The organism is Bordetella holmesii (genome assembly GCF_020735985.1).
In the GTDB taxonomy this organism is placed as follows: domain Bacteria; phylum Pseudomonadota; class Gammaproteobacteria; order Burkholderiales; family Burkholderiaceae_B; genus Bordetella; species Bordetella holmesii.
Genome location: NZ_CP085973.1, coordinates 2,907,329 through 2,921,274, shown reverse-complemented (window position 1 = coordinate 2,921,274; position 13,946 = coordinate 2,907,329). Strand labels below are relative to the sequence as shown.

General features: G+C 64.2%; 14 protein-coding genes. 7 read left to right on the top strand and 7 right to left on the bottom strand.

What is annotated here, in order from left to right; translation table 11 throughout:
• Nucleotides 1–13: 13 nt before the first annotated feature.
• The 7 genes from lptG to mpl form a co-directional block, all read right to left on the bottom strand.
• Nucleotides 14–1,177, bottom strand: coding sequence for an LPS export ABC transporter permease LptG (lptG, locus tag LK440_RS13980; protein WP_005018460.1), 1,164 nt, complete (start codon nucleotides 1,175–1,177; stop codon nucleotides 14–16).
• Nucleotides 1,178–1,263: 86 nt separating this feature from the next.
• Nucleotides 1,264–1,980: a monofunctional biosynthetic peptidoglycan transglycosylase gene (mtgA, locus tag LK440_RS13975; RefSeq protein WP_005018463.1), complete on the bottom strand. Its 717-nt coding sequence runs from the start codon at nucleotides 1,978–1,980 to the stop codon at nucleotides 1,264–1,266.
• 18 nt (nucleotides 1,981–1,998) lie between these two features.
• Nucleotides 1,999–2,868: a shikimate dehydrogenase gene (aroE, locus tag LK440_RS13970; protein WP_005018465.1), complete on the bottom strand. Its 870-nt coding sequence runs from the start codon at nucleotides 2,866–2,868 to the stop codon at nucleotides 1,999–2,001.
• Nucleotides 2,865–3,737 (bottom strand): energy transducer TonB family protein, encoded by an 873-nt coding sequence (locus LK440_RS13965; RefSeq protein WP_005018468.1) that lies wholly within the window; start codon nucleotides 3,735–3,737, stop codon nucleotides 2,865–2,867. The genes aroE and LK440_RS13965 overlap by 4 nt, the downstream gene beginning before the upstream one ends.
• 44 nt (nucleotides 3,738–3,781) lie before the next feature.
• Nucleotides 3,782–5,662 carry a ribonuclease catalytic domain-containing protein gene (locus LK440_RS13960; protein ID WP_005018471.1) on the bottom strand — a complete coding sequence of 627 codons (1,881 nt, stop codon included), beginning with the start codon at nucleotides 5,660–5,662 and terminating at the stop codon, nucleotides 3,782–3,784.
• A 47-nt stretch (nucleotides 5,663–5,709) separates the two neighbouring features.
• Complete coding sequence (locus LK440_RS13955; RefSeq protein WP_005018474.1) at nucleotides 5,710–6,324, bottom strand: YqiA/YcfP family alpha/beta fold hydrolase; 615 nt, start codon at nucleotides 6,322–6,324, stop codon at nucleotides 5,710–5,712.
• Nucleotides 6,321–7,691, bottom strand: coding sequence for a UDP-N-acetylmuramate:L-alanyl-gamma-D-glutamyl-meso-diaminopimelate ligase (gene mpl / locus LK440_RS13950; RefSeq protein ID WP_005018478.1), 1,371 nt, complete (start codon nucleotides 7,689–7,691; stop codon nucleotides 6,321–6,323). The genes LK440_RS13955 and mpl overlap by 4 nt, the downstream gene beginning before the upstream one ends.
• Before the next feature lie 73 nt (nucleotides 7,692–7,764).
• Between mpl and LK440_RS13945 the strand changes: the two genes are divergently transcribed.
• From LK440_RS13945 to LK440_RS13915, 7 genes are all read left to right on the top strand, one after another.
• The gene (locus LK440_RS13945) at nucleotides 7,765–8,307 is read left to right on the top strand and encodes a TlpA family protein disulfide reductase (protein WP_025341323.1); all 543 of its coding nucleotides are present in this window, start codon (nucleotides 7,765–7,767) and stop codon (nucleotides 8,305–8,307) included.
• Nucleotides 8,308–8,382: 75 nt separating this feature from the next.
• Nucleotides 8,383–8,817 carry a type II 3-dehydroquinate dehydratase gene (gene aroQ, locus LK440_RS13940; RefSeq protein ID WP_005018490.1) on the top strand — a complete coding sequence of 145 codons (435 nt, stop codon included), beginning with the start codon at nucleotides 8,383–8,385 and terminating at the stop codon, nucleotides 8,815–8,817.
• A gap of 90 nt (nucleotides 8,818–8,907) precedes the next feature.
• Nucleotides 8,908–9,354, top strand: coding sequence for an acetyl-CoA carboxylase biotin carboxyl carrier protein (gene accB, locus LK440_RS13935; protein ID WP_005018492.1), 447 nt, complete (start codon nucleotides 8,908–8,910; stop codon nucleotides 9,352–9,354).
• 9 nt (nucleotides 9,355–9,363) lie between these two features.
• Nucleotides 9,364–10,710: an acetyl-CoA carboxylase biotin carboxylase subunit gene (gene accC / locus LK440_RS13930; protein WP_005018494.1), complete on the top strand. Its 1,347-nt coding sequence runs from the start codon at nucleotides 9,364–9,366 to the stop codon at nucleotides 10,708–10,710.
• 90 nt (nucleotides 10,711–10,800) lie between these two features.
• Nucleotides 10,801–11,709: a 50S ribosomal protein L11 methyltransferase gene (gene prmA, locus LK440_RS13925; protein ID WP_005018497.1), complete on the top strand. Its 909-nt coding sequence runs from the start codon at nucleotides 10,801–10,803 to the stop codon at nucleotides 11,707–11,709.
• 21 nt (nucleotides 11,710–11,730) lie between these two features.
• On the top strand, nucleotides 11,731–12,951 hold the full coding sequence (locus LK440_RS13920; protein WP_005018499.1) for a DUF3426 domain-containing protein: 1,221 nt from the start codon (nucleotides 11,731–11,733) through the stop codon (nucleotides 12,949–12,951).
• Nucleotides 12,952–12,960: 9 nt separating this feature from the next.
• A complete protein-coding gene (locus LK440_RS13915; RefSeq protein ID WP_005018500.1) occupies nucleotides 12,961–13,902 on the top strand; it encodes a carbohydrate kinase family protein in 942 nt (313 codons plus the stop codon).
• Nucleotides 13,903–13,946 lie beyond the last annotated feature (44 nt).

Below are 13,946 nucleotides of genomic sequence, written 5' to 3'. Positions count from 1 at the left end.
GAAAGGGCTGCTCTCAGGCAACCTTGCGTTGTTGTCTGTACCGCGTAAACGCGTGCCGGTATTCCATCATGACCAGCGCACCCAGTGCCAGCAGCATGGCGGCGGCATTGGGCCCGAGCGCCGTCAGCCAGGGCGGCCAGCGGCTGAGCATCCCGACGTTGAGAGAGAGCTGATTGATCATGAAAAAGGCCACGCCCATCAGGATGCCGATGAACACCTTCACGCCCACGCCGCCACGGCGGGTCTGCATGAAGGCGATAGGCGCGGCGATAGTAATCATCACCAGCAGCGTGAAGGGATAGACGAACTTGCGCCACAGGGCGACGATCTGCCGGTCGGCTTGCAACTGGTTGTGGTGCAGATAGTCGATGTAGTCCAGCAGGGTCACGGCCGACATGCGCTCGGGTGTCAGCACCCGTGCCAGCAGCCGTTCGGGGCTGAGCGTGGTGTCAAGGCGCAGGCTGGCCTGCTTGTTCACCTGTGCTGGCGGCGTTGCGGGCGGTTTGGCGTTGGCCAGCGCTTCGGCGGCCTTCTCATCGATACGCGTCTGCACGACGTCGGTCAGGACCAGATCGCCGCCGGTGAACTTGCCGGTAGCTGCCGTCGACAGCGATTCGAGTTCGAGATTGGGCTTGAGTTCGTAGAGCGTGACGTCGCGCACCTGTCCATCGGCCAATAGCGTTTTGATATTGATGATGCGCGTGCCGCCGTCGCGGGTTGGTTCTTTGAACCAATAGCCGCTGTTCAGGCGTCCGCCGCCGGCCTTGCCCCGGAAGGTGAGGTCGGCCTCGCCGCTTTTGATTTCGGCAATGGGAGTGACGTACTCCGAAAGCAGCGTCGCCCCGATCATCAACGGGATGGTGATCGTCCACAACATCCGCATCAGGCGCATACCGCTGACACCGGATACGCGCAGGATGACCAACTCATTGCGTTGCGCTAGGCCGGCCAGCGCGAGGATGGCGCCGATCAACAGGCCGATCGGCAGCAGATCGTACAGGCGAGTGGGCAGAGCCAGCGCCTGCATGTAGAGCAGGGCGAGCATGCTGAATTTGTCGCCCACGTTGTCCAGGTCATCGACCAGGGCAAAGAACGTGAACAGCCCCAGCAGGGCCAAAAGAACCACTGCACAGGAGCGATAAATCTCGCGGGCCAGATAGCGGCGGGCTGTACGCATGAATCTTGAAAACCTTCAGGGCGCTTCTTGCGGCGCGTAAAACACAAAACTTTAACAAATATGAGGCCAGCGCCGCCCGTTGGGTGTTACGGAATGTCCACTATGCGCATCCGGCGCAACAGTGTTGCCGTACGGGAGTTCAGATAGCTGGTGTTTCTGTGCTTGTCGTAGTAGCGCGGATTGGGCAGCATGGCGGCCAGCCGGGCCGATTGGGAGGCGCCCAGATTGGCTGCGCTGGTTCCATAGTAGTGGCGCGCCGCCGCTTCCGCGCCGAACACCCCGATGCCCCATTCGGCCACATTCAGGTAGAGCTCCAGAATGCGTTCCTTGGACATGACGTGTTCGATCATATAGGTAAGTACCAGTTCCTGTCCTTTGCGCACATAGCTGCGCGAACTGGACAGAAACAGATTTTTTGCCAATTGCTGAGTAATCGTCGAGCCGCCGCGCAGTTTGCCGCGTCCCTCGACCTGCTGCTCGTGGTTGTACTCCCAGGCCTTGCGGATGGCGTCCCACTCTACGCCGTCGTGCTCGGTGAAGTTTGCGTCCTCCGAGGCGACGACGGCGCGCTTGAGCGTCGTGTTGATGCGGTCGTACGGGACCCAGGTATAGCTCAGCTCGGCCTTGGGGTTGGCGTCGCGCAGACGGGACAGCTCCTGGCGCATGATGGCGCTGCTGCCCGGGTCGCGATAGGCATACCAGACCACCATCGAAAACATCGCCAGCTCATAGATGAGCAGCAGGCTCAGTAGCGCCATGATGGCGCCGGTGACGATGCGAAACCAGGAGCGGGGACGAGCCATGCGAATCTCCTGTCGGGCCTAGCCCTCGGCCAGCAGTTCGGCGCGCAGCGCCGTCAACACCGCCGAAGGGTCGGGGCGCAGGCCGTGCCAGATGAAGAAACTTTCCGCAGCTTGGCCGACCAGCATACCGAGGCCGTCGGCTGTGCGCGCGGCACCGTCAGCCGTGGCCTGGTGCATGAACGCCGTCGGGCGGGTCCCATAGACCATATCGTAGGCCAGCGCGTCGCCGGCATACAGCCCCTTGGGCAGCGCGGGAGCTTCATCGAGCAGGCTGCTGGCCGTGGCATTGATCACGACGTCCCAGCCGCCGGGCCGGGCTGCCTCGGGCAGGCCGCCGGCGCTCACGCGTGTCGCGGGATTCAGGCCAGCGGCCTGCCAGGCTGCCGCCAGCTCCGTGGCCCGCGCCGGGCTGCGGTTGACGATGCGGATCTCGGCGCAGCCGGCCTCGGCCAGAGGGTGCAGTACGCCGCGGGCCGCGCCGCCCGCACCGACCAGCAGCAGCCGGGCACCTTGCAGCGCGGCGCCCAGGCGCTTGAGATCATCGACCAACCCCACGCCGTCGGTATTGCAGCCCTGCACGACACCATCGCGCCAGGTCAGGGTGTTGACCGCGCCGGCCAGGCGAGCACGGGTCGACAGATTTTCCTGCGCTAATGCGTAGGCCTGCTGCTTGAAGGGTACGGTGACATTGAGCCCGCGCCCGCCTTGCAGGAAGAAGTCTTTTACGGTTTCACGAAAACCATCCAGGGGCGCAGCCAGCCGTGCATAGTCGATGACGATGCGAGTCTGTTCGGCAAACATCGCGTGGATTTGCGGCGAGCGGCTATGCGAGATGGGGTTGCCGATGACGGCATAGCGCAGCGGTGCGCCGGCCTGCGGAAGGCTCATGGTGCGGAGGTTTCCAGGGTGTCGTTTACAAAATGCCAGGTCCGCGTGATGACCAGCACGTCAGTGTCGCGGGCCAGCTCGGGCGGAAACGGGGCAAAGGGGGCCGCCATCTGAACGATGCGTCGCGCAGCCTGATTGAGCACGGCATGCGGCGAGGGCTGATCGATATCGAAGCCGGCCAGGCTGCCGTCCGGGCGGATGCTCACGGTGATGCGCAGGCTGCCATAGACGCGGCCGCGAGCCTGAGCCGGGAAATGCTGCGTACCGATGGTTTCGATGCGTGTGCGCCAGGCATCCAGATAGGCGGCGTGAGGCGAGGCTTGTGCGGCGGGCGCGACGAAGGTCTTGCGCGGCAAGGCGCTGTACGCCTGCACGCGATGGGCCAGGGTGGCGACCTGGGCATTCTGCACCGTGCCGGCCTGATCTTCGACGCTATCGCCTGGGTCTTGCGTTTCGTCCCAGGGATGGACGGGCTCGCGTGGCGCGCCGGCTGCGGCGGCCGCAGCTAATTGGGTCAACAGGCGGGCCTGCTCGGCTTCCAACTGGGCTTGCCGCTTGCGCATGGCCTGCAGCACGATGGTGTCGGGCGAGTCGGCCGTGCGGGGCAGGGGCGTGCTGGCCACGCCGGCCAACGCATTTCCGCCGCCATCGACGGCGGCCTGAGCCAGGACCTGGGCTCGCAGCGGTGCCGTGTCGGTATGGGCATTGACCAGGGTGATTTCGAGACTGGCAGCCGGCGATCGCCGCAGAGGCGGCGCGGTGAAGCGCCAGGCCAGCAGACCGGCATGGACTAGTAGCGAAATGGCGATGGCCACCAGCAGATAGCGCCGGTCGGACACCCAGGAGGAGGGGAGGTTGGGGCGGTGCACCGGTGCATTTTAGGTGAACCGCCCACTCCTCGCTCAGGCTGGCGTCATGCCGGACCGAGGTAGCGGCAGTCCAGCTCCAGCGAGAGTTCGTCCATACCCATGATGTCGATCTCCACGGCGGCGCCGCGCTCGAGCTCGGGCAGGCCGCCCACGCGTGTCACCAGCGGCGCATTGCCCAACCGCACCAGATCGTCGCGCAGCACATGGGCGACCCCTCGGCTGATGTTTTGCTGACGCAGCCAGCGCAGGCACCAGTAGCGTTCCATGGCGTTCTGGAAGTCAGCCCAGGCGGCGTACTGCGCGTCGAAGGCGCCGATGATGGCAAACAGGTCGGCGTCCTTGGGCTTGAAGGGCGCGACCAATCGTGCCGAGACGCCGTTCTGCACGGCAGCGATCAATTGCCATTGATTGACCAGGTCAACATAGCGGCGCAACGGCGAAGTGCTCCAGGCGTACTGCGGCACGCCGATGGCTTCGTGCGGGAGCGCCTGGGTGCTCATACGTACTCGGCCGGCTTGCTGGGACCGATAGATGCCCGGTACACCGTGTTGGTGCAACAAACCGCCCCACAGGTTATTGGCCAGGATCATGTACTCGGCCACCATGCGGTCGAGCGGCGCATTACGCTGGCGCGGCACCAGACGCACCGGGGTATCCGGGTTGTCGGGGTCGCCATCCAGGTAGAAGCTGTACTCGACGCGGCTGTTGTTCTCGGGCTTGCCGCGCACGATCTCGCGTTGCGCCGACAGAGCCTGAGCCAGTTGCCACAAGGGGCGCAGCCAGTCGCCGTAGGGCAATGCGGCGTCGGGATCGGCCAGTGCGGCCTCGGTGACCTGGGTGTCGAGCTGGTTGTGGCGCAGGTTCTCACGCACCACGATACGTTCGACACGCGTGTCCGACGCGATGATCTCGCCGGTGACCGGGTCGGCCGTGACGTAGAGCGACAGCGCCGGAACTTCGCGTCCGGCGTCCAGCGAAAAGGTTTGAATGACCGAGTCGGGCTGCATCGGAATTTTGTCGCCCGGCATGTAGACCGTGGACAGGCGCTGGCGCGCCAGCTTGTCCAGGTCGCTGCCGCGCGTGACCGCCAGACCCGGCGCGGCGACGTGGATGCCCACGCGCACGCGGCCATCGGGCAGGCGCGTCACCGACAGCGCATCGTCGATCTCGGTGGTGGTGACGTCATCGATCGAATAGATCTCGGCGTCGGCCAGCGGCAGGTCCTGCTGCACCGGCGGGATGCTGATCTCCGGGAAACCCACACCACGCGGGAAATTGACCGCCAGAAAGCGTTGCTTGTGCAGCGCCAGCGCATTGGGCCAGGCGCCCAGCTCCAGCAGCAGCCGGTCGGGGCTTTTCTGCAAGCGGGCGCAAGCGGCATCCAGCGCCTTCCATTGCATGGTGTTCTTGTCCGGGCGCACCAGAAGGGCTTCGGCCATCTGGCCGATTTCTTCGGGCAGCTTGCCCTGGGCCATGTCGTCGACCCAGGCTTGCTGCTGCTCGGCCTGGCGCTGCTTTTTATCCAGCGCAGCCAGCGCCGCCTGAAGGATGTCGGGCGGCGCCGGACGGTAGTGGCCTTTGCCGCGTCGATGAAAATATACCGGCGCGCCATGCAGCCGCATCAGCAGGGCCGCCTGTTCGACGGCGCTGGGGGCGTGGCCAAAATAATCGGCAGCCAACACCGGTGCGTCGAATTCTTCCTGGGGCGCGCATTCCCATAGAAACGCCAGATCGATGCCTTCGGCCAGAGCGGAGGCCTCGCGCATGAGCACGGCCGGCTCGGGCGCGGCAAAGTTGAACAGCGTATTGGCGCGCGTTATTTTGCTGCGCTTGCCCGACTCCGACTCCACCTGCAGGCTGGCGTCGGTTTCCGACAGGATATTGCCGGCTTTGAAACTGCCGTCATCTTCGTAAAACACGTACATATATCAGTCCATCGGGCCAGGCGCTGCCGGGCAAAGCGGGAGTTTAATCAGTGGGGGTGAACCAGGGCAAAATCAAGCACTTCGGGCAGCCAATGCGCGAAGTCGGACAGGCCATGGTCGCTGCCCGGAATAATTCGTTGCCGGCAACCCTCGAAGCGGTCGCGCATTTCGCGCCAGTCGAGGACTTCGTCGCCGGTGGCCGCCAGAAGGAAATATCTCTGCGGACGGGTCAAACCCGGGACATGCAGCTCGCTTAGCTCTTGCACGTACTCGGGCAGAAAGACGAAGGGGGCCGCCGAATGATACATCGTGTGTTCGCCTACCTGGGTGGCGAGGTCCCGCGGCGCGTTGACGGCCGGATTGATCAGTACCGCCTTGCAGTCCAGCCGTTCGGCCAGCCAGATCGCGTAATAACCGCCCAGCGATGAGCCAACCACGGTCAACTGCTGCGGCGCGGCATCGCCGACCAACTGCCGTGCGGTTTGCTGCGCCAGTTCGGCGGCCGCACGCGGACTGGCAGGCAGCGCCGGGCAGGCGTAATCCTGCTGGCGGCCCAGATCGGCCATGGCCTGCCCCATCAGTTGCGCCTTGAAGGATAGCGGTGACGACCGAAATCCATGCAGATACAGGATCTTGGCCTCGGATACGGCGGCCGGGCTCATTGCGGATGCGCCAGGGCGGCGAGCAGTTTGTCGTGCACGCCGCCAAAGCCGCCGTTGCTCATGACCAGGACATGGTCGCCCGGGCGGGCGGCCTGGCTCACGGCCCGCACCAGGGTGTTGAGGTCATCGTAGCTGCTGGCCCGTGTGCCCAGTGGCGCCAGCACGTCGGCGGGATTCCAGCCCAGGGCATACTTGCCTTCGTGCGCGCCGAAGCAGAACACCAGGTCGGCTCCTGCCAGGGCCTGCGGCAGCCGGGCCGCCATGGTGCCCAACTTCATGGTGTTGGAGCGCGGTTCGAGGACAGCGAGGATGCGGCCCGATCCGACCTGCCGGCGCAGGCCCTCGACAGTGGTGGCGATCGCGGTGGGATGGTGCGCGAAATCGTCGTAGACAGCCACACCGTTGACCGTGCCACGCAGTTCCATGCGCCGTTTGACACCGGCAAAGCGGCTCAACGCCGCCACGCCGTCGGCAGCCCGCACGCCGATGTCTTCGGCCGCGGCCAATGCCGCCAGCGCGTTCATCCGGTTGTGCTCTCCGCCCAGCGTCCAGTGCACTGTGCCGACGCCGTGGCCGTCACGCAGCACGGTAAAGGCGCCATCGTCGTCAGGCGGCCCTGCCTGCCAGGCGCCGCCCGCACCAAAGCGCACCGTGCGGGACCAGTTCCCGCGCGCCAGCACGCGCTCGAGCGCCTCGCAGCGAGTGGGAAGAACGATTTGGCCCTCAGAGGGTATGGTGCGTACCAAATGATGAAACTGGGTTTCGATGGCCGCCAAATCGGGGAAGATATCGGCGTGATCGTACTCGAGGTTGTTCAGGATGGCCGTGCGCGGCCGGTAATGCACGAATTTGGAGCGCTTGTCGAAAAACGCGGTGTCGTATTCGTCCGCCTCGATGACAAAGGGGCGCACGCCGGCGCGGTACCGCGCCGAGACCTGCAGTCCGGGGGCGACGCCACCGATCAGGAAGTTGGGGGTCAGGCCCACGTCTTCCAGGATCCATGCCAGCATCGAACTGGTCGTCGTCTTGCCGTGCGTGCCGGCCACGGCCAGCACGTGCGCGTGGGGCAGAATCGTGTCGCCCAGCCATTGCGGGCCAGAAACGTAGCGCGCTCCGCTATTGAGGATGGCTTCCATCAGGGGGGTTCCCCGACTGACGACGTTGCCAATCACGAACAAATCCGGCTTGAGCGACAGTTGATCCGCCCCGAACCCCTCTATCAGAGAGATGCCCTGTTCGGTCAACTGGGTGCTCATGGGCGGGTAGACGCCTGCATCGCAGCCCGTCACTTTATGGCCGGCCTCGCGCGCGATCAACGCCAGGCCGCCCATGAAGGTGCCGCAAATGCCAAGTATATGTAGATGCATGGGGTTCTCCTGCAGGCATTGTAGAGGGGATGGCCGTGGCCGGCGTGGAGGCGGGCGGTATATGATGGACGCCATGAACCGATGTATCTTCGTTTGTGCGGGTGTGGCTGCCGCCGCGGCGGCAGCGGGCAGCTATCTCTATACGCGCTCGCGCAGCACCCCCCCGGCCGTTGCCGCCGCAGCGCCTGCGGCGCCCGACCCGCTGGCCGCGTTGCTGGCCATGTCGCTGCCCGACCTCGACGGCAATGCCCAGGCGCTGTCGCAATGGCGGGGGCAACTCATGGTGATCAATTTCTGGGCGACGTGGTGTGCGCCTTGCGTCAAGGAGATGCCCGAACTTGACGAACTCCAGAAAAAGACGCCCAACGTGCGCTTTGTCGGGATCGGCGTCGATACTGCCGACAACATGCGAAAATTTGTCGAGAAAATACCGGTTTCCTACCCTTTGCTGGTGATGGGCGCAGGGGCTGTTGATGTGCTGCGCGGGCTGGGTAATCCGGCGGGCGGCCTGCCGTTTACCCTGGTTTTGAATGCAAATGGCAGCATTAGGCAGAAGATGCTCGATCAAATCGACCCGGCCGCGCTGGAAAAGTCAATTCTGAGTCTTCCTGCCTGAGCTAGTTGCACAAATAGTTCAAATTGGCGTAAAAAGGCGGTTTATCGATTGTTTTGCCAGCAACTGGCAGGCCAAATGGCGCGACGCATACTGGTATTGCATGGCCCGAACCTGAATCTCCTCGGATCACGAGAGCCCGAGATCTACGGCAGCCTTACGCTTGCCCAGATCAATGAAGGCCTCGAATCCGTGGCGACGGAACTCGGCGTTACCTTGTCCGCGTTGCAGAGCAATCATGAAGGGGCCTTGGTGGATCGTATCCAGGCGGCAGCTCGCGATGGTACGGATTTCATCATCATTAATGCGGCAGCCTACACGCATACGAGCGTGGCGGTGCGCGATGCGCTGGCCGCGGTGGCGATCCCATTTATTGAAGTACATTTGTCCAACCTGTATAAGCGCGAATCCTTCCGGCATCATTCCTACCTTTCCGATATCGCCATTGGCCTTATCAGCGGTTTGGGAGCGAACGGCTACGAGGCAGCCTTGCGCTACGCAGCACGGCATTGAAACTCACTCGGACCCACGTTTTTCCTTAGCAAAACATCACGAGCACTCGTCCAGCACGGGTGCCGCCAACATTATCGGGAAGCAGCTTCCATGGACCTCCGAAAACTCAAGACCCTGATCGACCTCGTGGCGGAATCGGGCATTGCCGAGCTTGAAATCACCGAAGGCGAAGGCAAGGTTCGCATCGTCAAGTTCTCCCAGACGCTGCAGCCGGTCGCCTATCAGGCCCCCGAGGCCGCTGCCGTCGTGGCCGCTGCCGCGCCTGCGGCCGCGCCCGCTGCGCCCGCCGCGCCTGTTGTACAGGGTCATGTCGTCAAGGCTCCGATGGTTGGCACCTTCTACCGCTCGCCCAATCCGGGTTCCGCGCCCTTCGTGGATGTCGGCCAGACCGTCAAGGAAGGCGATGCGCTGTGCATCATCGAAGCCATGAAGCTGCTCAACGAGATCGAAGCCGACAAATCCGGCGTGATCAAAGAAATCCTGGTCGAGAACGGCGAACCGGTCGAATACGGTCAACCGCTGTTCGTTATTGGCTGATAGCGAAAAATGTTTGAGAAAATCCTGATCGCCAACCGCGGCGAGATCGCTCTGCGCATCCAGCGTGCCTGCCGTGAGCTGGGCATCAAGACCGTGGTCGTGCACTCGGAAGCCGACCGTGAAGCCAAGTACGTGCGGCTGGCGGACGAATCCGTGTGTATCGGGCCGGCCCCGTCGCGCGAAAGCTACCTCAACATGCCGGCCATCATTTCGGCTGCCGAGGTGACCGACGCTGAGGCCATACACCCTGGCTACGGTTTTCTGTCCGAGAACGCCGATTTCGCGGATCGTGTCGAGAAAAGCGGCTTCGTCTTCATCGGCCCGCGCCCGGAAACCATCCGCCTGATGGGCGACAAGGTCAGCGCCAAGCACGCCATGATCGAAGCCGGCGTGCCCGTGGTGCCTGGTTCGGAAGGCGCATTGCCGGACGATCCGCAGGAAATCATGCGCGTTGCCCGCGAGGTCGGCTACCCGGTCATCATCAAGGCTGCAGGCGGCGGCGGTGGCCGTGGCATGCGCGTGGTGTACACCGAGGCGGCGCTGATCAACGCGGTCAACATGACGCGTTCGGAAGCGGGCGCGGCCTTCAATAACCCCGAAGTCTATATGGAGAAGTTTCTGGAGAATCCGCGTCACGTGGAAATCCAGGTGCTGGCCGACGGCGGACGCAATGCCGTCTGGCTGGGCGAGCGCGACTGCTCCATGCAGCGCCGCCACCAGAAAGTCATCGAAGAAGCGCCGGCGCCGGGTATCCCCCGTCGTCTGATCGAGCGCATCGGTGATCGGTGTGCGGATGCCTGCCGCAAAATGGGTTATCGCGGCGCCGGCACGTTTGAGTTTCTGTTCGAAAACGGCGAGTTCTATTTCATTGAAATGAACACCCGGATCCAGGTCGAGCACCCGGTGACCGAACTGATCACTGGCGTGGATCTGGTCCAGCAGCAAATCCTGATCGCCGCGGGCGAGAAATTCACCCTGCGTCAGCGTGACGTGGCCTTCAAGGGCCATGCGCTCGAGTGCCGCATCAATGCGGAAGATCCTTTCCGCTTCGTGCCCAGCCCTGGCCGGATCACGAATTGGCATACACCGGGCGGCCCGGGCGTGCGTATCGATTCGCACGCCTACAACGGCTATTTCGTGCCGCCCAATTACGATTCGATGATCGCCAAGGTCATCACCTATGGTGACACCCGCGAGCAGGCCCTGGCCCGGATGCGCATTGCGCTGTCGGAAATGGTGGTCGAAGGCATTCAGACCAACATCCCGCTGCATCGCGAGCTTTTGCAGGACGCCCGCTTCATCGAGGGCGGCACGAGTATCCATTATCTGGAAAACAAGCTGGCTCAGCGTCCCTGAGCGGCAATCGGGGCCCACGTGGCCCCGTTTTTTGTATTGATGGCGACAGGGCCCGCGTGACGCGGGCCTTGCTGCAAGGAAGAAGCACACATGCGTGAATTGGTCCTTTATTGCCGCGAGGCCCAGGCCGAGGCACTGTCCGACGCACTGCTGGAAGCTGGCGTGTTGTCAGTCTCCGTTGAAGACGCCGATCTGGGCACGGACGACGAACGCCCGCTGTTTGGCGAGCCAGGCACCGAGCCAACCGTGCAAGCCTGGGATCGCAATCGTGTCGTGGCGCTTCTGCCCGATGGGGCGGATCCGGCGCAGCTGCTCGAAGAGGCGGCCCAGTCGGTCAGCCTGGACGTGGCCGAGTTTGCCGATTGGAGTCTGCGCGATGTCCCGGACGCCGATTGGGTACGCCTGACGCAATCGCAGTTCGGCCCTATCCGCATCTCCGACCAGTTGTGGATCGTGCCAAGCTGGCATCGCGACGACGATAGCGTGCAGACGCCCGAAGGGGGGATCCGCATCGAACTCGATCCGGGTTTGGCCTTCGGTACCGGCAGCCATCCGACCACCCACCTTTGCCTGGCGTGGCTGGAGGCCGAATTGCCTGCTGGCGCCGACGTCCTCGATTACGGTTGCGGCTCCGGCATTCTGGCCATCGCGGCCCGCAAGCTCGGCGCCGGCCAGACCACGGCGGTCGACATCGATCCGCAGGCCGTGCAATCCACACGTGACAACGCCCTGGTCAATCAGGTCGACCTTTTGGCCCAATTGCCCGAGGGTCTCATCGACGGTCAGTTCCAGGTCGTGGTCGCCAATATCCTGTCCAATCCGCTCAAGGTGCTGGCCCCCATGCTGGCCGGACGCGTCGCGCCGGGGGGCGATCTGGTGTTGTCCGGCGTGTTGCAGCGGCAGGCCGAAGAAGTCGCCGCAGCCTATGCCCCCTGGATGTCGATGTCGGTCTGGCGAGAACGCGACGGGTGGGTCTGCCTGCACGGACGCAAGGCCTGATCCACGGACCGAGGCAAGATCATGTCCTTGGTGACACGTTGCCCCCACTGCGCCACGGCCTTCAAAGTGGTCGCCGACCAGTTGCGAGTTCGCAATGGTTTGGTGCGTTGCGGCGTCTGCAATACGGTTTTTGACGGGCGTGCCTGCCTGGTGACACCCGGCGAGCCCGATGGGGCTCATCGTCCACCTTTACCCGTCGTCGAGCAGGCCGTGGCGCTGCCGGTCTGGCCGGCGCCGGTGGAACCCGAACCCGAACCGGCTACCCGTGCAGCCACGACCGTGGAGAGCCGCCTGGCCGCGGCACCCGTCGAGCCTGCTGCCGTTGTCGAGCCGCCGGCCGTTTTGCGCACCCGTCAGGCCATGCGCGAGGCTGAACCGGCTCAAGTTCCATGGCATGACGATGACGTCGAGCCAGGCCAGGCCGATGACACCGGCGATGACGCCGCGGAAGATGAGCCGGGCCAGACGCCGCAGGCGGATGGCTGGCGCCATGCGCTGCGCGGTGAGCGTCGTGAGACGACTTCGCAGGGTTGGGCGCTCAGCGCCGAGCCGCAAGTCTGGCGGCGCGTGCCGCGCGAGCCTGGGTTGGGCGCGGAGGCGGCCGAGTCGCTGCACGATGAACCGGCGCTGGACAACGAGCAGGAGCCCTCGATTCCGGGGGAGCGGCGCACGCGTTATTCGAGTGCCACGGGCAGTGGCCGCACGCCGCCCGAGTTTCTTGACGATGACCGCCAGCGTGCGCGCGGTGTGGGCCGCCGTATCTGGGCGCTGGCCTGCCTGCTGGCCGCGCTGGCGCTGGGCTTGCAGCTGCTTTATGTGCAACGCAGCAGCGTGGCTAGCGCCGTGCCCTGGCTGCGGCCCGTCCTGGAGGTCGCTTGCAAACCGCTGGGATGCACGGTGGGTTACGGCCGGCGGCTCGAGCGCATTGCCATTACCTCTTCGTCGCTGCGCACACCCCAGGGTGCGTCCTCCAGCGCCTCGGAAGGCCGCTCGCTCATGGTGCTCAATGTCGTCATGCGCAATCGCTATGACAAGCCCCAACCGTGGCCGGCGCTGGTCCTGGAGTTGACCGATATTTCAGATACCGTGGTGGCGCGCAAAGTGCTCATGCCCCAGGATTACCTCGACTCCGCCCAGGCCGCAGGCCCGTTTGCTGCGGGCGCCGAGGTCACGTTGGCCGTGCCCATCGAGATACAGGGCATCAATGTCAACGGTTACCAACTCGATAAATTTTTCCCCTGAAGGATGATCATGGCTTCTTCTGTGCTGGTATGCGGTTCGATGGCGTTTGACACCATCGCTGTCTTTGAAGGCCACTTCAAGGATCACATCCTGCCTGATCGCATCCAATCGCTGAGCGTGTCGTTTCTGGTGCCGGGTATGCGCAAGGAATATGGCGGCTGCGCCGGCAACATCGCCTACAACATGAAACTGCTGGGCGGCCAACCGGTGCCGGTGGCCACCGTAGGCGAAGACTCCGGTGATTACCTCGAGCGCTTGTCGGGCCTGGGCATCGACACCAGCCGCGTCAAGACCGTGCCGGGAACCTTCACGGCGCAGTGCTTCATCACCACCGATCTGGATGACAACCAGATCACCGCCTTTCACCCGGGAGCGATGGCTTTCTCGGCCCAGAATGACCTGAGCCAGGCCGAGGCGGCCTGGGCCATCGTCGCGCCGGACGCCAAAGAGGGGATGTTCGCCCATGCCCAGGCGCTGGCTGCGCGCGGTATTCCGTTCATCTTCGATCTGGGGCAGGCCATGCCCTTGTTCGACGGCGCCGATCTCGAGCGCATGCTCGGGTTGTGCCAGGCCCTGACGGTCAATGACTACGAGGCCAGCGTGGTCGAGCAACGCACCGGCCGCAAGATGGCCGACATTGCCCGCCATTTGCGCGCGGTCATCGTCACGCGTGGTGCGCACGGCGCCACGCTCTACACCGACGGCCAGGAAATCCAGATCGAGCCGGTGCAGGCCGAAGACGTGGTCGATCCGACCGGCTGCGGCGATGCGCACCGCGCCGGCTTGCTCTATGGCCTGATCTCCGGTTGGAGCTGGGCCGACAGCGCGCGCCTGGCCAATCTGATGGGCGCTTTCAAAATCGCCTCGAAGGGGCCGCAGAATCATGCGCCAGACCGCGCCGAGATCAGCCGCCGCCTGCAGCAAGCCTATGGACTGACCTTGCCGGTTTGAGTGTCTTCGGCCGTGACCGCCCCGGCGGCTGCGGCGTCCTTTTA